General features: G+C 31.6%; 14 protein-coding genes and 1 other RNA gene. 4 read left to right on the top strand and 11 right to left on the bottom strand.

Going from position 1 to position 20,356, the window contains the following annotated elements; genetic code table 11:
• The first annotated feature begins 8 nt into the window (after positions 1 to 8).
• Positions 9 to 1,496: an aminotransferase class V-fold PLP-dependent enzyme gene (locus SJY43_RS13500; RefSeq protein ID WP_396601273.1), complete on the top strand. Its 1,488-nt coding sequence runs from the start codon at positions 9 to 11 to the stop codon at positions 1,494 to 1,496.
• Between the two features lie 34 nt (positions 1,497 to 1,530).
• Here SJY43_RS13500 and SJY43_RS13495 read toward each other — a convergent pair whose 3' ends face one another.
• Entirely contained in the window at positions 1,531 to 2,565 is a 1,035-nt protein-coding gene (locus SJY43_RS13495) for a glutaminyl-peptide cyclotransferase (protein ID WP_396601272.1), read from the bottom strand.
• Between the two features lie 88 nt (positions 2,566 to 2,653).
• Here SJY43_RS13495 and ffs point away from each other — a divergent pair.
• Positions 2,654 to 2,752, top strand: an RNA gene (gene ffs, locus SJY43_RS13490) — signal recognition particle sRNA small type.
• A 76-nt stretch (positions 2,753 to 2,828) separates the two neighbouring features.
• Positions 2,829 to 3,632 carry an SDR family oxidoreductase gene (locus tag SJY43_RS13485; protein WP_396601271.1) on the top strand — a complete coding sequence of 268 codons (804 nt, stop codon included), beginning with the start codon at positions 2,829 to 2,831 and terminating at the stop codon, positions 3,630 to 3,632.
• A gap of 1 nt (position 3,633) precedes the next feature.
• Here the strand turns inward: SJY43_RS13485 and SJY43_RS13480 are convergent, their stop codons facing one another.
• Positions 3,634 to 5,058 carry a TlpA family protein disulfide reductase gene (locus tag SJY43_RS13480; RefSeq protein ID WP_396601270.1) on the bottom strand — a complete coding sequence of 475 codons (1,425 nt, stop codon included), beginning with the start codon at positions 5,056 to 5,058 and terminating at the stop codon, positions 3,634 to 3,636.
• 187 nt (positions 5,059 to 5,245) lie between these two features.
• Between SJY43_RS13480 and SJY43_RS13475 the strand changes: the two genes are divergently transcribed.
• Positions 5,246 to 6,862 (top strand): ABC-F family ATP-binding cassette domain-containing protein, encoded by a 1,617-nt coding sequence (locus tag SJY43_RS13475; RefSeq protein WP_396601269.1) that lies wholly within the window; start codon positions 5,246 to 5,248, stop codon positions 6,860 to 6,862.
• 8 nt (positions 6,863 to 6,870) lie between these two features.
• Here SJY43_RS13475 and SJY43_RS13470 read toward each other — a convergent pair whose 3' ends face one another.
• The 9 genes from SJY43_RS13470 to uvrA form a co-directional block, all read right to left on the bottom strand.
• On the bottom strand, positions 6,871 to 7,104 hold the full coding sequence (locus SJY43_RS13470) for a putative signal transducing protein (RefSeq protein ID WP_396601268.1): 234 nt from the start codon (positions 7,102 to 7,104) through the stop codon (positions 6,871 to 6,873).
• Positions 7,105 to 7,239: 135 nt separating this feature from the next.
• A complete protein-coding gene (locus tag SJY43_RS13465) occupies positions 7,240 to 7,476 on the bottom strand; it encodes a putative signal transducing protein (RefSeq protein ID WP_396601267.1) in 237 nt (78 codons plus the stop codon).
• A gap of 96 nt (positions 7,477 to 7,572) precedes the next feature.
• Complete coding sequence (gene pheT, locus SJY43_RS13460; RefSeq protein ID WP_396601266.1) at positions 7,573 to 9,999, bottom strand: phenylalanine--tRNA ligase subunit beta; 2,427 nt, start codon at positions 9,997 to 9,999, stop codon at positions 7,573 to 7,575.
• Positions 10,000 to 10,226: 227 nt separating this feature from the next.
• Positions 10,227 to 10,631 (bottom strand): RDD family protein, encoded by a 405-nt coding sequence (locus tag SJY43_RS13455; protein WP_396601265.1) that lies wholly within the window; start codon positions 10,629 to 10,631, stop codon positions 10,227 to 10,229.
• A gap of 10 nt (positions 10,632 to 10,641) precedes the next feature.
• A complete protein-coding gene (locus tag SJY43_RS13450; protein ID WP_396601264.1) occupies positions 10,642 to 11,112 on the bottom strand; it encodes a hypothetical protein in 471 nt (156 codons plus the stop codon).
• A 70-nt stretch (positions 11,113 to 11,182) separates the two neighbouring features.
• Complete coding sequence (locus tag SJY43_RS13445) at positions 11,183 to 13,606, bottom strand: thiamine pyrophosphate-dependent enzyme (RefSeq protein ID WP_396603415.1); 2,424 nt, start codon at positions 13,604 to 13,606, stop codon at positions 11,183 to 11,185.
• 166 nt (positions 13,607 to 13,772) lie between these two features.
• Entirely contained in the window at positions 13,773 to 16,604 is a 2,832-nt protein-coding gene (locus tag SJY43_RS13440) for a metalloprotease (protein WP_396601263.1), read from the bottom strand.
• A 138-nt stretch (positions 16,605 to 16,742) separates the two neighbouring features.
• On the bottom strand, positions 16,743 to 17,432 hold the full coding sequence (locus SJY43_RS13435) for a TIGR00730 family Rossman fold protein (RefSeq protein WP_396601262.1): 690 nt from the start codon (positions 17,430 to 17,432) through the stop codon (positions 16,743 to 16,745).
• Positions 17,433 to 17,487: 55 nt separating this feature from the next.
• On the bottom strand, positions 17,488 to 20,319 hold the full coding sequence (gene uvrA / locus SJY43_RS13430; RefSeq protein WP_396601261.1) for an excinuclease ABC subunit UvrA: 2,832 nt from the start codon (positions 20,317 to 20,319) through the stop codon (positions 17,488 to 17,490).
• Positions 20,320 to 20,356 lie beyond the last annotated feature (37 nt).

Here is a 20,356-nt window from a genome sequence, read left to right as displayed (position 1 = left end):
CTAACATTATGAGTTCTACAAATCAGACTTCAAAACTTGAACAATATTTTGATAAGTTTAGGAATAATATTGTTGGAGCAGATCATTATTTCGAATCACCTTACGGAAGAAAAAAAATAATATATGCTGATTGGACAGCAAGCGGAAGGTTATACAGGCCAATAGAAGAAAAATTACTTAACGAAATTGGACCATTTGTAGCAAATACACATACCGAAACATCCATTACTGGTTCTACAATGACATTGGCTTATCATGAAGCTAGAAATATTATTAAGCATCATGTTAACGCTTCAAAAGATGATGTACTCATTACTGTTGGTACAGGAATGACAGGTGCAATAAATAAGTTTCAGCGTATTTTAGGGCTTAAGCTTAGTGAAAACTTAAAGGACGATATTACAATTCCTGAAGCAAAACGTCCAATCATTTTTGTGTCGCATATGGAGCATCATTCTAATCAAACTTCGTGGCTAGAAACTATTGCTAGGGTAGAAGTGATACCTTCAAATGACGCTGGTTTACCTTGTGCAATAAAGTTAAAAGCACTTATTGATAAATATAACGATTGTCCTATTAAAATTGCCGCAATTACAGGGTGCTCTAATGTAACAGGAATCAGAACAAACTATCATGAAATTGCAAAAATAATGCATCAAAATAATGGTTTGTGTTTTGTAGATTTTGCCTGTTCTGCACCTTATGTAAGCATTAATATGCATCCAAAAGATGAAGAAGAATATCTGGATGCTATTACCTTTTCACCGCATAAATTCTTAGGAGGTCCAGGTTCATCTGGAGTCTTAGTATTCAATAAAAAATTATATAAAAATGTAGTTCCAGATAATCCAGGTGGCGGAACGGTAAGTTATACAAACCCATGGGGAAATCATGATTATATAGATGATATTGAAACCAGAGAAGATGGCGGTACTCCTGGGTTTTTACAAGCTATTCGAATTGCACTTTCTATTCAGTTGAAAGAAGAAATGGGTGTTCAGAATATTTTAGATCGAGAACATGAATTGAATGCTATGGTGTTTGATAGGCTTTCTAAAATTGAAAACCTTAAAATATTAGCTCCTGAACATAAAGATAGGTTAGGCGTGTTTTCGTTCTATATTGATAATGTTCATTATAATTTAATTGTAAAACTTTTAAATGACAAGTTTGGAGTTCAATCTCGTGGTGGTTGTTCTTGTGCTGGAACTTATGGGCATTATTTATTGCATGTAGATCAACTAACTTCTAAAGCCATTGAGGAAAAAATACTTGAAGGTTGCTTAATGGATCGTCCGGGTTGGATACGAATGTCAATTCACCCAACAATGACGAATAATGAAATTGAATTTATTTGTGATGCTATAAAAGCCGTTTCTAAGCATTATGAAACTTGGGGGAAAGATTATGAATACCATGCCATAAAGAACGAATACATCCATAAAGGAAATAAAAAAACAGAACAGGTTATAACTAAAAACTGGTTTAAACGATAAAGTCTAAACCAGTTTTTAATATTTTTTTGTGATTCTATTTCTCTATAATTTCCACTTCAAACAGTTTATCCCAACGTTTACCAGTTACAAATATAGTTTTCGTTTTTGGGTTGTATGCAATACCATTTAAAACATCTAAACCTTCATGTTGAGTTACTAACTTTTTTAAAGGTTTAAAATCTACAACACCAATAATAGCACCATTTTTCGGGTTAATTATAGCGACACCATCTTTTTGGTAACGGTTAGCGTATATTTTTCCATCAATCCATTCCATTTCATTTATACCAACTATTTTACCTTTGTTTGTATAGACTTGAATGTATTCTTGTTCAGCTAAAGTTTCAGAATTTAGTAACCATATTTTTTCGGTTCCATCACTTTTATAAATGGTGTTGTTAAAATGGCATAATCCCCAGCCTTCTTTACTGTTTCCGTATTTAAAGCTGCTTAATTTTTCAAACGTATTTACATCATAAACAAAACCAGTTCCTTTTTGCCATGTTAATTGAAACACCTTGTTGTTTAAAATGGTTAAACCTTCACCAAAATACTCATCGGCTAAATTTATGTTTTTAATAACTTTCCCCGTTTTATAATCTAATTTTCTAAGTTTAGATTCTTTTAACTGTCCTGTACTTTCATAAAGCGTATCATTATAAAACTCTAAGCCTTGAGTGTAAGATGTAATATCATGAGGGTATTCATTAATAATTTTATAAGTATACACTTTTGGTAACTCACTATTTAAAATCGTTACTGTAGACGTTATTGTTTGCTTTTCATCTTCAAAATAAACGGTAGCCTCAATAGTTTGTTTTCCTAATTTAAAATTGGTTAAATTAGAATTGGCATCGATTTTTTTTCCGTCTAAAACATATATAACAGAATCAATGGTGTGGCTTTTTTTGTTCTCTAAAGACAGTTTTAGAGTTTTATTATTCGCTATATTACCTTTTTCGGCATTAGTTTTTATAATAAAATCGCTTTTTTTCTGACCAGAATTAGACCCACAAGAGATTAATAATCCACTTAAAAATATGATTGTGAGATATTTGAATGTATTCATTTTAATATTATAATTTATAGCAAGATATTTATTTAAAATCAGTTTAAAAAATCATTGTGAAATTTTTAAAAGGTTGTATCTTTGCAGCTGGCAAGTCCTACACAACCAGCTCCTGTTGAATCCTCCAGGTCGGGAACGAAGCAAAGGTAAATGGTCGTAGCGGTGTGATGTAGGTAGCTTGCCTTTTTTTGTGCCCAAAATTTACGTATTCTTATCGTTTCAATTTTGTAATTTGGTACTTTATATTTGTAATTTCTTTTATTATGTCTAAAGTTGTTTTAATTACTGGTGGTTCATCTGGCATTGGTAAATCTATAGGTGAGTTTTTAATTGAAAAAGACTTTATCGTTTACGGAACCAGCAGAAATCCTGAGAAGTATAAGCAAAGTAAGTTTCCAATTTTAGGACTTGATGTAAAAGATGAAGGAACAATTTCTGAAACTGTGCAAACCATTATTAATAAAGAAGGCAAATTAGATGTTGTAATAAATAATGCTGGTGCAGGAATTACAGGACCAATAGAGGAAACGCCAAACGATGAAATTAAAAACAATTTTGAAACTAATTTTTTTGGCCCAATCAATGTTATTAAGGCTGTATTGCCACAAATGCGTAAACAACATTCCGGATTAATCATTAATGTAACTTCTATTGCCGGTTATATGGGGTTACCCTATAGAGGTGTTTATAGTGCGAGTAAAGGAGCTCTTGAGCTTTTAACTGAGGCTTTTAGAATGGAAATTAAGGACTTCAATATAAAAATGACCAATGTAGCGCCTGGAGATTTTGCAACCAATATTGCAGCTGGTAGATACCATGCACCATTACTTGATGCTTCGCCATATAAGAAACCATATGGAGATACTTTAGATTTAATGAATACGCATGTTGATAATGGTAGCAATCCGGATATTATGGCTAAAGCGATTTATAAAATTATTAATACACCAAACCCAAAAGGACATTATAAAGTAGGGGAGTTTCTTCAGAAATTTTCTATCGTTTTAAAACGAATTTTACCAGACAAGGTCTATGAGAAAATGCTAATGAACCATTATAAATTATAGCTTACCTATTTATCAAGCCAAGTAATTGTTCTTCAAAGTGAACTGAAAATAAATTAGTATTACTATTAACAATTTTTTTGTTTTTATCAACCAATATGGTTTTTGTCATAGGGTAAATAGCTAATATATCTAATGATTCTTCAGGGTTTTTAAACTTAAATTCTTCTGCGCTATAAAAACCATTACTTTCTAAGAACTTTTTAGATTTTGATAAATCAGAATCATCCATATTAATAGTAATAAAAGTAACTTCCGGGTATTTTATTTTTAATTCTTTTAGCTTGAAATGCGTTTCTTTAAAGTGTTTGCGGTACTTGTGAGACCAAAAACTCAAGACAGTTGGCGAATTTATTTGCGATGCTAGACTAAGCACATTGTTTTTGTAGTTTATTATTTTAATGTTTGGGATTCTTGAGCCTTCTTTTAAAACATTAGAATTGATTGTATAACGCGACATCATTTTTTTACCTTTTTCACTCTTACTTTTTTCTAAATAAGATTTTAAAAGTTTGCTATTATCTGCTATGTTTTTATTTCTTGAAAGGTAACCCATTGTAAAATGATATAATAAATCATCTTTAATAGTTGGATTTAAAATTAAACTATCAATGAGTTTTAATCTATCTAAATTATAACATAAAGACTTTCTGTCGTAGCAGGCGTTTGTCTCATGTTTATCATGAGTCTCAAGCGTTAAGTTATTAAAATTAGACCTTAAGAATTTATTGTAATTAAAATTATGGATTAAAAATGAATCATTATAGTTAATGTCTTTTCTATAGTCATAAAAATTATCTGGCAAAGATTTTAAAACTGCAGCTTTGTTTTTACCATAATGCATAAAGGGGTAAGCTTCTTTACTGGAATAGTAAGAATAATCAATATTTGCCTTAGCTATTCTTAAGAATAACTGAGAGGGTTCATATTTATTAGCAAAATTTTCTAATGCTTTTTCTTTTGAAGCTTTTATTGAGTCTACACGTTTTTGGAATGTTTCGCCGTCAAGCTGACATAGCTCAACAATGTATTTCTCTTCTCCTTCGTTTTTAATGAACTCATTAATAAAATAATTGTTCTTTTTACCGCCATTACCACTATAAACTAACGATTCATCAAAATCTAGAGTATTAAGTCTAAGCAATAGACTATCTTCTTGTTCAAGCAGAATTAATTGATACTCGCCTCCATGTCTAAACGTATATAAGCCATCATTTAGCTTATCAATTTTATAAATGAATCTATTTCTACCATCAAGATCTACGGTGTCAATAACCGTTTCATCTTTCGATAAAACAATATATTTAGTATTTGGGTTAATTATTTCACCACCTATATATGCATAATCTAAAGCAATGGTATCCTTTTTGTCTTTTTTGCAACTTAATAATGTTAAAAGAATACAAGTAATTGTAAAGTATAACTTCATAAATCCCTTCTGAGTCATTTGTACTAACAAAAATATAGCTTGTATTTATAAAGTCCTGTTAATGCGTTGTTAAATATTTACTAATCAAAAGTGTATCAGATTGCTTTAAATACCTAAAATTAGAGGTGTTAAGTTTTCGACTTACCAATGTAATTTTTTACTTTTGCAAAAAATTAAATAATCCTTTATGTTATCAGTATCAAATCTTTCTGTTCAGTTCGGTAAACGCGTGCTTTTTGATGAAGTAAATACCACATTTAATAATGGTAATTGCTATGGCATTATTGGTGCTAACGGATCTGGAAAATCTACATTTTTAAAGATTATTTCGGGTAAGCAAGAGGCAACTTCAGGACATGTATCTTTAGAGTCCGGTAAGCGTATGTCTGTTTTAGAGCAAAATCATAATTTATATGATGAGCATACCGTTTTAGAAACGATATTAATGGGTAATAAACCATTATTTAAAATTAAAACAGAAATTGATGCGTTGTATGCTGATTATTCAGATGAAAATGCTGAAAAAATAGGAGAACTTCAAGTTAAGTTTGAAGAAATGGATGGCTGGAATGCCGATAGTAATGCGGCTTCTATGTTGTCTAACTTAGGTATTAAAGAAGAATTTCATTATTCATTAATGGCCGATTTAGATGGTAAGCAAAAAGTACGTGTATTATTAGCACAAGCTTTATTTGGAAATCCAGATGTGTTGATAATGGATGAGCCAACCAACGATTTAGATTATGAAACAATTTCTTGGTTAGAGAATTTCTTAGCAAATTATGATAATTGTGTGATTGTAGTATCTCACGATAGACACTTCTTAGATGCTGTTTGTACGCATATATCTGATATTGATTTCGGAAAAATAAACCACTATTCTGGTAACTATACGTTTTGGTATGAATCTTCTCAATTAGCAGCTAGACAACATGCACAACAAAATAAAAAGGCAGAAGAGAAGAAAAAGGAGTTAGAAGAATTTATTCGTCGTTTTTCTGCTAACGTTGCAAAAAGTAAACAAGCAACGAGTAGAAAAAAAATGATTGAAAAGCTAAATATTGCCGACATTAGAAGAACCAGTCGTCGTTACCCTGCTATTATTTTTGAACGCGAAAGAGAAGCAGGAGATCAAATACTTAATGTTGAAGGCTTAACAGCTTCGCTTGAAGGCGATGTGCTATTTAAAGACATTGATTTAAATTTGGCAAAAGGAGATAAAGTAGTCGTGTTCTCTAGAGATTCTAGAGCAACAACAGCATTTTATCAAATACTGAATAATAATGAAAAAGCTGATTCTGGTAAATTTATGTGGGGTGTAACCACAACGCAGTCTTACTTGCCATTAGATAATGATGCTTTTTTTAATAACGAATTGACTTTAATTGATTGGTTGCGTCAATATGCAACTACCGAAGAAGAACGCGAAGAGGTTAATATTCGTGGTTTTCTAGGTAAAATGATTTTTAGTGGAGAAGAAGCTTTTAAAAAATCTTCTGTTTTATCTGGAGGTGAAAAAGTGAGGTGTATGTTATCAAGAATGATGATGATGAGAGCTAATGTATTGCAGTTAGACGAACCTACAAACCACTTGGATCTAGAAAGTATTACAGCATTTAATAACTCACTTAAAAACTTTAAAGGCACTATTTTATTTACAACTCACGATCATGAGTTTGCGCAAACCGTTGCCAATAGAGTAGTAGAGTTAACCCCAAATGGAGTTATTGACCGTTATACAACGTTCGATGAATATATGCAGGATAAAAAGATAAAAGAATTACGTGATAAAATGTATTCGTAATTAACAGCTTAATCGAACTCTAATTGGGAAGTTGCATTTTCAATAATAGGTTTAACTCTAGTAAGTTCATCTTTATGTACATGAATTTCTTGCAAACCTAAAATTGAAGAGCCAAAACCAGCAAGTCTGCCAGATTCAGATTCATCTTTAATTATTGCACAAATATTTACTTCTTCAAGTAATCTAAAAATGCGTTGAACTTCAATAAAGTTCCCCGTAAATACTTTTATATAATTAGACATAATTTAAAGTTTTAAAAGGTTCTTAATTAAAGATAAGGATTTTAAAGATAAAAACTTGTTAATTTTGTAAAAAATTAACAAGTTTTTTGTTGAAATAGTAAATGCTGATTAAGTTTTATTAGATAGGCTATAAATTTACTCTTGTAATTCTGAGCTTAAATTTTCAACTATATTTTTAGCCTTATCAAATTCATCTTTATGAACGTAAACTAGTTTTAAAATTGAATTTGACGCTCCAAAGATTGGGAGCAAACCAGAATCTGTTTGATCTTTAAGAACTGGTATAATATCTGATTTTTCTAGTTCAGATGCTATTCGATGAGCACGTATTGAATCTCCCGAATAAATTTTAATATAATTAGAATCAGGCATAACTATATGATTTAAAGTTCTATTTTAAAGATACGAAATTTCTTTATATAAAAAAAGCCGACAATTGTCGGCTTTTTGTTTTTTTGTAAGTGAAGATTATCTCAATTCTGCACCCAGTTGTTTTTCAAAACTCTGTTGTAGTTTGTTCATAATCTTATCAATTTGCTTATCGGTAAGCGTTTTGTTTTCATCTTGTAAAGTAAAGCTAACAGCGTAACTCTTTTTGCCTTTTGGTAAGTTTTTACCTTGGTATACATCAAATAAATTAATACCTCTAAGTAATTGTTTTTCGCTTTGTTTTGCTAGCTTATAAATAGATTCAAAAGTTACATTGTCATCTAAAAGCAACGCAAAATCACGTCTTACTTCTGGATATTTAGGTATAGCTTTAAACTTAATTTTATTGTGCTTCACTAAGTCTAAAATGGTATCCCATTTAAAATCTGCATAAATAACATCTTGAGAAATGTCAAAATGTTTTAATATTTGCTTTTTAACCAATCCAAATTCAACAAGTTTATTTTTTCCTAGACCAAGACTTAAACCTTCAGCAAATAAATCACTTTTTATAGGAGATTCATTAAACCTAGAAATCCCTAAACGTTCAAGAATTGAAATAATTTGGCCCTTCATTAAAAAGAAATCACTCTTTTTACTCTTTTCATGCCAGTTTTCAGATATTTGATTTCCGGTTATAAAAACAGACAAGTGCTTGAATTCTTCACGTTTATCATCATAACCATGATATGTTTTTCCAAATTCAAACAACCTTAAATCAGAGCGTTTTCTATTAATATTAAAGGATACAGCTTCTAAACCAGAAAATAGTAATGATTGTCTTAATACAGATAAATCATTACTTAATGGGTTAAGCATGGTTATATTGTGTTCTTCTTTTAATTGCTCGCTTAATGCAGCATAATTAGGAGTAGTTAGCGAGTTTGAAAGGATTTCATAAAAACCTTGCGCAGCTAATTGATTACCAATAATATTTTGAATTTTATGATCTTCAAAACGTGTTGTCGTAGATATAGAAGCGTTTAGTTTTTTTGTGGTTTCAATATTGTTATAACCATAAACCCTTAAGATTTCTTCTATAACATCTGCTTCTCTAATAACATCGTTTCTAAAGGCAGGAACAGTCAAGCCTAATCCAGTTTCTGTAACATTATTTACTTTTATATCTAAAGAGGTTAAAATGCGTTTTATAGTTTCTTTAGGAATTTCTTCGCCAATTAGTTTTTTAGCATTTTCAAAACTTAAACGCACTTCAAAATCCTTAATTTTATTAGGATAAACATCAATAATATCGCTAGTAATTTCACCACCAGCAATCTCTTGAATTAATAAAGCAGCACGTTTTAACGCGTATTCACATATGTTTGGATCAATACCACGCTCAAATCTAAAAGAAGCATCAGTATTTAATGCATGACGTTTAGCAGATTTTCTAACACTAACAGGGTTAAAGTAAGCACTTTCTAAGAAAATACTTGTTGTGTTTTCTGTAACTCCAGAATCAATACCACCAAAAACGCCAGCAATACACATTGGTTTTTCGGCATCGCAAATCATTAAATCGTCTTCGTGTAATTCGCGTTCAACACCATCTAAAGTGGTGAATTTTGTGCCTGCTTTTAAGGTTTTTACTTCAATTTTATTTCCAGAGATTTTTACAGCATCAAAAGCATGTAAAGGCTGCCCTAAATCGTGTAATACATAATTGGTGGCATCTACAATATTATTTATTGGGCTTAAACCAATAGCTTTTAAACGGTGTTGTAACCAGGCTGGAGACTCGGCAACTTTTAATCCAGAAATAGAAACACCACAATAACGTGGGGCTAAATCTTTATTTATAACATCTATATCTATTTTCAAAGTACGATTTTCAACATGAAAAGCACTCACAGATGGGGTTATTAATTCTAAATTAATTTCTTTTTGTATTAATCCAGCTTTTAAATCGCGAGCTGTACCTAAATGGCTCATAGCATCAGCACGGTTTGGTGTTAAACCAATTTCAAAAACTTGATCGTTTTCAATATCGAAAATATCAGCAGCAAGTGTGCCAACTTCAACAGCATCATCTAAAACTAAAATACCGTCATGAGAATTTCCTAAACCTAGTTCATCTTCGGCACAAATCATTCCAAAACTTTCTTCTCCTCTAATCTTACCTTTTTTAATGGTCCAAGATTCACCTTCTTCAGTATAAAGAGTTGTGCCTATGGTTGCTACAGGTACTTTTTGTCCAGCAGCTACATTAGGAGCTCCACAAACAATTTGCAAAGGCGATTCACCTCCAATATTTACTGTAGTTACTTTAAGCTTATCTGCATTTGGGTGTTTAATGCATGTTAAAACTTCGCCAACCACAACACCTTCTAGTCCGCCTTTAACCGATTGGTAGGCTTCTAGACCTTCAACCTCTAGTCCTAAATCTGTAAGTAATTCGCTAGTTTGTTCTGGTGTCCAGTCTGTATTTAAAAACTGTTTTAACCAGTTATATGAAATTTTCATAAATCAATATCTTATTTGAACTGGCAAAGATAAAATATTGCTGCTAGCATTCAAACAAAGCCTTGTGTTTTGTTGGTGTATTGGTATGATTTCAAATAATAGATTCTATGAAGCAAGTTACGGTAATAGTTTAGTGCTTCTTTTGCTTTCTTATGAAGAAGAAAAGGTATTAAAAAAATAGAAAAGGTGTTTGTTAAACCAAATTAATGAATTAATATAACTCTATACTATTTTTTGTTTTTATAGGGTTTTACAACAGATTGCCCCACATAATCATGAATAGCTTGCTTTTTTTTGGTGCTATTTACGGTTAGTAAAGATATCCAACCTAAAAATAATTTTGTTATGAATCTAGCAATTGCAAAAGGTAAGTTTAAGTTCTTATTTTCGTTACTTTCTCTTTTAACTTCAATATCATTAAAAAAGTGACCAATTGTAGCTCCAAATACTGAAACCAGTATGGGTTCATACAATAAGAAAAGAAATACGAATACTCCAATTCTTAAATAGTTTGGAATATTATCGAATAGGCCGAATATTTCAGTAGCAGAATACATTAATAATATAAGTATAATACTATCTATTACTAATGCTTTAACTCTAGATATAATAGATGCGTATTTGTTGTCCATAATTAATGTTTTATAAATTTTCCAGCATCAAATTAAAGTCATATTGTAAATCTTCATGTAATTTATCAATTGTTTTTTTAGCTAATAAAATTTGACGGTTATACATGTTTTGAAGTTGTGTGCTTCGTTTTATGCTAGGTTTAAAATCTCTTAGTTTTTCACAGAAATAGATAAGTAGTTCTACTTCGGTTTCTTTTTTTTGTGAGTAACGTATATACTTTTTAACGTTTCTAAGTATTTTTCGAGTGCTTTTTCTAATATAGAAATAGCTATCCGTATTAATCAATTCAAACTCATCATCCATGTAATGTTTTACACTTTCAATATATCCAGCTTCATTTTCAGACTCAAAAAGCAAATAGGTGAGGAGTTCTTTGTTTTCCTTTTTAAATCTTGATAATCGCAGGCATAATTCTGATAATTCAGCGGAAGATAAATGCTTTAATTCTTTTTTTATAGTAACAACAGAAACAGCTTTCATGAACTTGTTTTGATTTATTTATAAATATAAAAAAACCATTACAAGTGCAATGGTTTTAAATATTTATATTTTAAAATTGAGTTATCTCCAGTTTAGGAAAATCATTAGGACTCAATTCGTGCATGACATCATAAATGGCTTCAAAAATATCTTCTGCAGATGGTTTTGAGAAGTAGTCACCGTCATTCCCATAAGCGGGTCTATGAGCTTTTGCTGTTAAGGTTTTTGGTGCGCTATCTAAATATTGAAATGCGTTTTGTTCGTTTAATATCTTATCTAAAATATAAGCAGAAGCACCACCAGGAACATCTTCGTCAATAATCATGACTCTATTTGTTTTGGCTATGCTTTTTACAATATCCTGGTTTAAATCAAAAGGCATTAATGATTGCACATCAATAATCTCTGCATCAATACCAACTGCTAATAAATCTTTCGCAGTTTGTTGAACAATGCGGAGTGTAGAACCATAAGACACTAAAGTAATATCTGTTCCTTCTTTTACGGTTTCAACAACGCCAATAGGTGTTTTAAGGTTGCCTAAATTATTAGGCATTTTTTCTTTAAGTCTGTAACCGTTTAAACATTCTACTACTATAGCTGGATCGTCACCAAGTAAAAGTGTATTGTAGAAACCAGCGGCTTTAGTCATGTTTCTTGGCACTAATAAATTAACACCTTTTACTAAATTTAAAATACCACCCATTTGCGAACCCGAATGCCAAATACCTTCAAGTCTATGGCCGCGCGTTCTAATAATTAAGGGCGCTTTTTGCTTTCCTTTTGTTCTGTAATGTAATGTGGCTAAATCGTCGCTTATAATTTGTAAAGCATACAGTATATAGTCTAAATATTGAATCTCAGCAATTGGTCTTAAGCCTCGAAGTGCCATGCCAATCCCTTGTCCAATAATACTTGCTTCTCTAATGCCTGTATCTGCAACACGAAGCTCACCATATTTTTCCTGTAAGCCTTCTAAGCCTTGATTAACATCACCAATATTACCAGTATCTTCGCCAAAAACCAATGCTTCTGGATAACTACTGAAAATGGCATCAAAATTATCACGGAGAATAATTCTACCATCTACTTGTTCTGCGCCATCATCATAAGTGGCTTTTATTTCTTTTATTCTTGTATTAGAGCGTTGTGTTTCAGAATATAGATGCGAACTAAATTTTGGTTGTGCATGTTGAAAAATGGAATCAATCCATTTGCTTAATGTTTTTTTCTCTTGAAAATTTTCTTCAACAATATACCTTAAAGCTTTTCTAGCATGCGATAATATGTCTTTTCTTGTAGGCTCGTCTATATTTGCTAAGCTATCTTTTAGTTTAGCAATAAAAACACCATTAACACTTACTGCTTTTACTTGTTTTAATATTGAAATTAACTCTTCTTGTTCTTTTTTTATGGGTCTTAAAAACGTATTCCAAGCATTCTTTTTAGCTTCTCTTACATCTCTTTTAGCAGATCTTTCAATTTCAACAAGTGTTTCGTTAGTAGCAATGCCACTTTCAATAATCCATTTGCGCAATTTAAGATTGCAATCGTTTTTTGCTTCCCATTCTAAACGTTCAGTATTTTTGTAACGTTCATGAGAACCTGATGTGGAGTGCCCTTGCGGCTGTGTAAGTTCTTGCACATGTATTAGTACAGGCACGTGCTCTTCTCTGGCAATTGCTCCAGCTTCTTGATAGGTTTCTATAAGGTTGGCATAATCCCAGCCTTTAACTCTTAAAATTTCGTAGCCTTTAGAGTTTTTATCTCTTTGGAATCCTTTTAATATTTCAGAAATATTTTCTTTTGTAGTTTGGTGCTTTGCGTGAACAGATATACCATACTCATCATCCCATACACTTATGATCATAGGAACTTGTAGAACACCAGCAGCGTTTATAGTTTCAAAAAACAAACCTTCACTTGTGCTAGCGTTTCCTATAGTTCCCCAAGCAACTTCATTACCTTCTTTAGAAAATCCAGTTGTATTAATACCTTCAACTTCTCTGAAAATTTTTGATGCTTGAGCCAAACCTAATAGTCTAGGCATTTGCCCGGCAGTAGGAGAGATGTCTGCACTAGAATTGTACTGGTTTGTTAAATCTTTCCAGCTTCCATTATCATTTAAACTATGTGTTACAAAATGACCACCCATTTGCCTGCCAGCAGACATAGGTTCTAAATCAATATTAGTATTTGCATATAAACCTGCAAAAAACTGCTCTGGTGTCAGTTCTCCTATGGCCATCATAAAGGTTTGGTCTCTGTAGTAACCAGATCTCCAATCGCCTTTTTTAAACGCTTTTGCCATGGCTAATTGAGGTACTTCTTTACCATCACCAAAAATACCAAACTTAGCTTTGCCTGTTAATACTTCACGACGCCCAAGTAAACTACATTCTCGACTTATCATGGCGGTTTTATAGTCTTTAATGACTTCCGCTTTAAAATCTTCGAATGATAAATTGTTTTCCAAGTTGGTTATGGGTTGCATAGGTTCATGCTTTAGTTTTGCAAAAGTAGTTAATAAAGCGCTTTTTTGCAATTTATTTTAACCTAAAAAATATAGTAAATCACTATTATTTTGGGTAATAGGCTTTTAAAATTACTAAATATTTAATGAAAACATTAAATTACTCATTATAATTTAATAACAACCTTTAAAACCAGCGTCTTCTAAATAGCCCTAATAGCGCTTGAGGATCTGCAGTAAATTTAAAACGTATTCTTTGATCGTAATTCGGTTGACCAATTTCCCAACCTAAATTTGAGTAAAGCGGAAAGTAAACTTCAAAATAATCTGTTACTAAGTTTATTCGTATACCAGAGTCGTAAACAAAATTGGGTGTTCTAAATTTGTTTTTTACTAAGCCAACATCACCATAGGCAAGAATATATCTCCAAAGTGTTGTACTTGTATTTAGCGTGGTAATCCATTGATTAGCAAAGGGTGATTCTAATTTTGATTTAAAACCGCCTTCAGCTTCAATAAATTGCTGACTAAATATTCCTGAGGCTTCAGAACGCCCTAGGTAATTATAATCAAATAAATAATCGGTTGGTCTGTCGAGAGCAAAACTAAAGAAATCTGAACCTATATCGGTTTTGTTTCTTAAAAATGCTCCTGCAAATGCTCTAATGTTTAATTGCCTATTGCTTTCAAACAACCGTCTAAATTCATAATTCAAGGAGATTTTACTAAATTTCTCACCAATTTGAAAATCTGAATACCATTTACTATAATTAATTAAATTGTCGTTAGAATTAACATACCGTACATTAAATACACTATAATTTGGCTCGTCTGAAGCTAAAGTATTATTTACGTCTTGATCTCTATGAATATTTACATGTCTTATGCTTAACCATTGCCTTTTATTAGATCTAAAATCATCGTTTTTTCTAAAAACAAATTGAACTGAAGGTGTAATTTGTCTCACAAACAAATCTTCTGCATATGAGCTGTAGCTGCCGGCTATACCATAATGAATTGCGTATAAGTCTTTATCTTTAATATAATGACTTTTAAATGCCGATGCAGCACCAGTTAACGATCTTGATTTAAATGAATAACGAGGTGCTATTTTGTAATTAAAAAGCTTTCTTAAAACCGTTTTGTTGTATGCCTTCGCGCCTAAAGTTATACCATCGTAAATATTATTAAACTCTGCAATTGGCATAAAAAACACTTGGTTGTAATTTGGGTCTTCGATATCTTGAAATAATCGAAATTGTAAAGGTTTGTTGTTAAAAAAGAAGCCTTTTAAGGATTTCCAATTGTCTCTCAAATTAAACTCAGGAATCGTGTTGTTGTAGTTAAGTACTAACTTATTTGCATCTAATCTAGGTATTGTAATAGTTTTGTTTTTATTAATATTTTCGATCCATATTTTTGAGGTTATACTATCATTATTTAATGTGTATAACGAAACAGGCATTTTATTTGAACTTTTGTTCTTAATGGTAATTGTAATAGAGTCTTCGGTTTTGCTTACTTTTTTTATTTTAAAATCTATTTTTTTTCTTGTACTTAAGTAGTCTTCAAAAAACCAATCAATATTTTTATTTGTTTTGCTCTTTATAAAATTCTCAAAGTCTTTTACGTTGGTTTGTTGTAGTTTATTTTTTTTTAAAAATGATTCTATACTATTTTCAACAATGTCACTATTTACAAAATCATCTAAATATTTAAGTCCTACTCCAGCTTTAAATTTATTGGCAATATTTTTATTAAACTTTAATAAAGAATCCTTAGCCATAGTTAATGGTTGATCTCTATTAGTTCTTGCCATTAACATGTAGGATAGCACATATTTATCATTAAATTTCATGTCAGCAGCATGAAAAGATCGTACACCCCATATATCAGCTATGTTTCCTAAAAACTTCATGTTTGGATAGTATTCATCTACATATTTCATTAAGTAATAAATATGAATACCATCAATTAGCCATTGTTCTTTTCGCGGATTAATTAGAAGGGTGTTTTCTAAATAATTGTGTATTGCTATTTTTAGAAATTGTAACTCATATTGAAAACTATCTGGGTAAGTTTTTATAAAACTTGGCAAAAAATTTAAACCATAAATAGGATCTTTATCATAATCAATTTGACTTAAAAGTAACTTTTTATGTGGGTATTCACCAAGATTTTCGAAAATGAAGTCTTTTACTTTTTCTGTGATTAATACTTTCTCAATAACTTCAAGATTTTTATCATTTATATTTGAAATAATTGAAAAATTTTCATCTTGAATCGTCCTGAAACTAGATGATTTATTTAAAAATAATTTATTGTTGATGCGATTTTCTCCTGATAGGCTAACTATTTGTTTTGTTGCTAGTTGGTCTGTTTTATCTATGTCTAATTCTGAGGTTAAAGTATATCCATTTGGGTGTGTTATTTCTAATGTGATATCTGATTTAGGAATAAATAAATCATCTAAGTTTTTGTTGCTATAATGTTGCCATTCACCATTATAAACAGCAGGTGTTATATACCAATATCTTAAGTTAATTTCACCATCATCGGTAATACCATAGCTGGTAAATTTTGCATTAGGAATTTTTACTAAATACTCTAGCTTAATAGTATAAGAACCTTTGGGTTTTAAAGGTGTTTTTAATTCAATTTGAAGAATATCTATTTGGTTTTTTAATTGAGTATATTCTAAATCTTGATTATTTTGTTTTATTGAAGTAATAACAGAAAACCCTCGGTCGTCATTTTTTGCAAGATGAAAATCGTTATTATACTCATCAGCAATTCTAATGGCTAAGGGCGTTTTTTTAGTTGAATAACTATTGTTCCAATCGTTAAGGTATATAGTATTTAACTCATCATCAGTAGTATTTTGATAATGAATAGTTTGAGATATCTTTATTTGCTTTTGATCTATATCAAAATCAGCCTTGACATCAATTTTGTTTTGACCAAAACTTGTAAAGCAGATTAATAATAATATGATCGAATTAAAAAAGTTAATTTTCAATTTTAAGCAACATTAATGGTTAATTTATTCATGTAAGGCGCCGCAATATAGTGAAATATGATGGCTTATAGCTTGACATGATGTTTATTATGCCCGCATAATAAACATCAATTTTAATAGTTATGGAAATGAAACCTTTTAAAAATTAGGACTATAGCCAGATTCTTTGTAGAAACTATCAAGTATAGCAATAACTTCATCTTCTGTATCAACCAAATGAATAAGATCTAAATCTTTTGGGCTAATATTTCCAAATTCTTCCAAAAGGGTCTTTTTTATCCAGCCCATAATACCTTCCCAGAAATCTGTTCCAACAAGTATTATAGGGAATTTATCTATTTTATGAGTTTGTATAAGCGTAATGGCTTCAAAAAGTTCATCTAGAGTTCCAAAACCACCAGGCATAACTACAAAGCCTTGAGAGTATTTAACAAACATGACTTTTCTAACAAAAAAGTAGTCGAAATCTAAGCTTTTATCGTTATCTATATATGGATTGTCGTGTTGTTCGAAAGGTAAATCAATATTTAAACCAACCGATGTACCACCGCCTAAATGTGCACCTTTGTTTCCGGCCTCCATAATACCTGGACCACCACCTGTAATAACACCGTAACCAGCTTCTACAATTTTTTTAGCAACAGATTCTGCTAACTTATAATATTTATTATCTGGTTTTGTTCTTGCAGAACCAAAAATTGAAACACAAGGACCTATTTTACTCATTTTTTCAAAACCATTGACAAATTCGCCCATGATTTTAAAAATAGCCCAAGAATCATTCGTTTTTATTTCGTTCCAACCTTTATGGTGTTTTTCTTTTCTCATTATTTTATCTTTTAAATGTTTTTATATTTTGTCTTAATTTTTTAAGTCTTTTAGGCTAATTTAATTCTTTTTTCAAGAATTTGGCTGTATAACTTTTCTTGTGTTTTATGATGTCTTCTGGCGTGCCTTCAACAATTATTTGTCCGCCGCCTTTTCCGCCTTCGTAACCAATATCTATAATATGGTCAACGGTTTTAATAACATCCAAATTGTGCTCAATAATAAGTACGGTGTTACCTTTGTCTGCCAATTTGTTTAAAACTATCATTAACACTCTAATATCTTCAAAATGCAAACCTGTTGTAGGTTCATCCAGAATATAGAAAGTATTTCCTGTATCGCGTTTAGAGAGCTCTGTCGCTAATTTTATACGCTGAGCTTCACCGCCAGAAAGTGTTGTGCTTTGTTGCCCAAGTGTGATATAGCCTAGGCCAACATCTACAATTGTTTTTAACTTTTTATGAATTTTAGGAATATGCTCAAAGAATTCTACGGCTTCATTCATAGTCATGTTTAATACATCACTAATGTTTTTGCCTTTATAACGAATTTCTAGTGTTTCACGATTAAAACGTTTGCCTTGGCAGGTTTCACATTCCACATAAACATCTGGCAAGAAATTCATTTCAATAACGCGTAAACCACCACCTTGGCACGTTTCGCAGCGTCCGCCTTTTACGTTAAAACTAAAACGTCCAGCTTTGTAACCACGAATCATAGCTTCTGGTATTTTTGCGAATAGTGCTCTAATTTCGCCAAATGTACCCGTATATGTTGCTGGGTTACTTCGAGGTGTTCTCCCTATTGGCGATTGGTTAATATCAATAACCTTATCTATATGTTCTAACCCTTTAATGCTTTTATATGGCATTGGTTTTTTTACACCATTAAAATAATGGGCATTTAAAATAGGGTAGAGTGTCTCGTTAATTAATGTAGATTTACCACTACCAGAAACACCTGTTACGCCTATCATTTTTCCTAAAGGAAATTTAACAGAAATATTTTTTAAGTTATTTCCTGTGCAGCCTTTCAGTTCTAAAAACTTACCGTTTCCTTTTCTACGTTTTTTAGGAACTTCAATTTCTTTTTTGCCGTTTAAGTAGTCTGCTGTTAGTGTATTATGGGTTTTTAATTCATCAGGATTACCTATGCTTATAATGTCTCCACCAAATTTACCAGCTTTTGGACCTATGTCAATCACGTAATCTGCACGTTCTATCATATCCTTGTCATGCTCTACAACAATGACCGAATTACCAATATCTCTAAGTGATACTAATGAATTTATAAGTTTTTCGTTATCGCGCTGGTGTAAACCAATACTAGGTTCGTCAAGAATATAAAGCACACCAACCAGTTGCGATCCTATTTGAGTGGCTAAACGAATACGTTGAGCTTCGCCACCTGACAATGATTTTGAGCTTCTGTTTAATGATAAATAGTCTAAACCAACATCCAATAAAAATTGTAGTCTCGATTTAATTTCTTTAACAACCTCTTCGGCAATTTTTAATTGTTTTTCTGAAAGATGCTCGTTTAAATTTTTAAACCATTCTGCAAGTTCAACAATATCTGTATTAGCTAATTCAGCTATGTTTTTTTCGTTTATTTTGAAGTAAAGCGATTCTTTTCTTAATCGGGACCCTTCGCAAACTGGACATGCTACTTTGTCCATATAGTCTTTAGCCCAACGTTTTAACGATCTAGATTCTGCGGTTTTGTATTGGTTTTCAATAAAATTAGCAACACCTTCAAAATCTATTTTGTAATCTCTTGTTACGCCAAGTGTTTTACTTTCAACCGAAAACTTATCATTGCCGCCATATAGAATAATGTTTTTGGCTTCTTCTGGAATATCCTTGTATGCATCGGTTAATTCGAAATTGAAGCGTTGTGCAATGGTTTCAAGTTGCTTGAAAATCCAACTGTTTTTTTGTGGCCCATGAGGCGCTAATGCACCGGTTTTTATAGATAATGAATCGTCTGGGACAATTTTGTCTTTGTTGATTTGGTATAACGTACCAATACCATTACAGTTTTGGCAGGCACCTTTTGGTGAATTAAATGAAAAATTGTTGGGTTCTGGATTTGGGTATGAAATTCCAGAGGTAGGGCACATTAAACTTCTACTAAAATAACGTGTTTCGTTAGTGTCTTGATCTATTACCAAAAGCACATCTTCACCATGATACATGGCTGTGTTTATGGTTTCGGTAAGGCGCCTGTCGTTGTCGGCTTCGTTATTTATAACTAACCTATCGATTACAATTTCTATATCGTGAGTTTTGTAACGGTCTAATTTCATCCCTTTTACAATGTCATGAATGTCGCCATCGGTTCTTACTTTTACAAAGCCTTGTTTGGCTATTTGTTCAAATAACTCTCTGTAATGTCCTTTTCTAGAGCGAATTACGGGAGATAGGATGTTTATACGTTTTCCTTTAAAATCTTTGGTTATTAGTTCTTTGATTTGCTCATCGCTGTAGCTAATCATTTTTTTGCCCGTATTGTAACTATAAGCATCACTAGCACGCGCAAAAAGTAGACGCATGAAATCGTAAATCTCTGTAATTGTTCCTACTGTAGAACGCGGGGATTTACTTGTTGTTTTTTGCTCGATAGCGATAACTGGAGAAAGTCCATCAATTTTATCGACATCTGGACGTTCTAAACCACCTAAAAATTGTCTAGCATAGGCCGAAAACGTTTCAATATAGCGTCGTTGCCCTTCGGCATAAATAGTATCGAAGGCTAATGATGATTTTCCACTACCTGATAAGCCTGTAATAACAACAAGTTTTTCGCGTGGGATGGATACATCAATGTTTTTAAGATTGTGAACACGTGCTCCTTTAACTTCGATAAAATCTGTGAATTGACTCATAAATTGGCAAAGTTGCGAAGTTACGTTTTTTGTGATT

This window comes from Algibacter sp. R77976 (assembly GCF_044594645.1).
Taxonomy (GTDB): Bacteria; Bacteroidota; Bacteroidia; order Flavobacteriales; family Flavobacteriaceae; genus Algibacter_B.
Note: the sequence above shows the minus strand (reverse complement) of the source record. Positions and strands in the feature narration are given on the sequence as shown.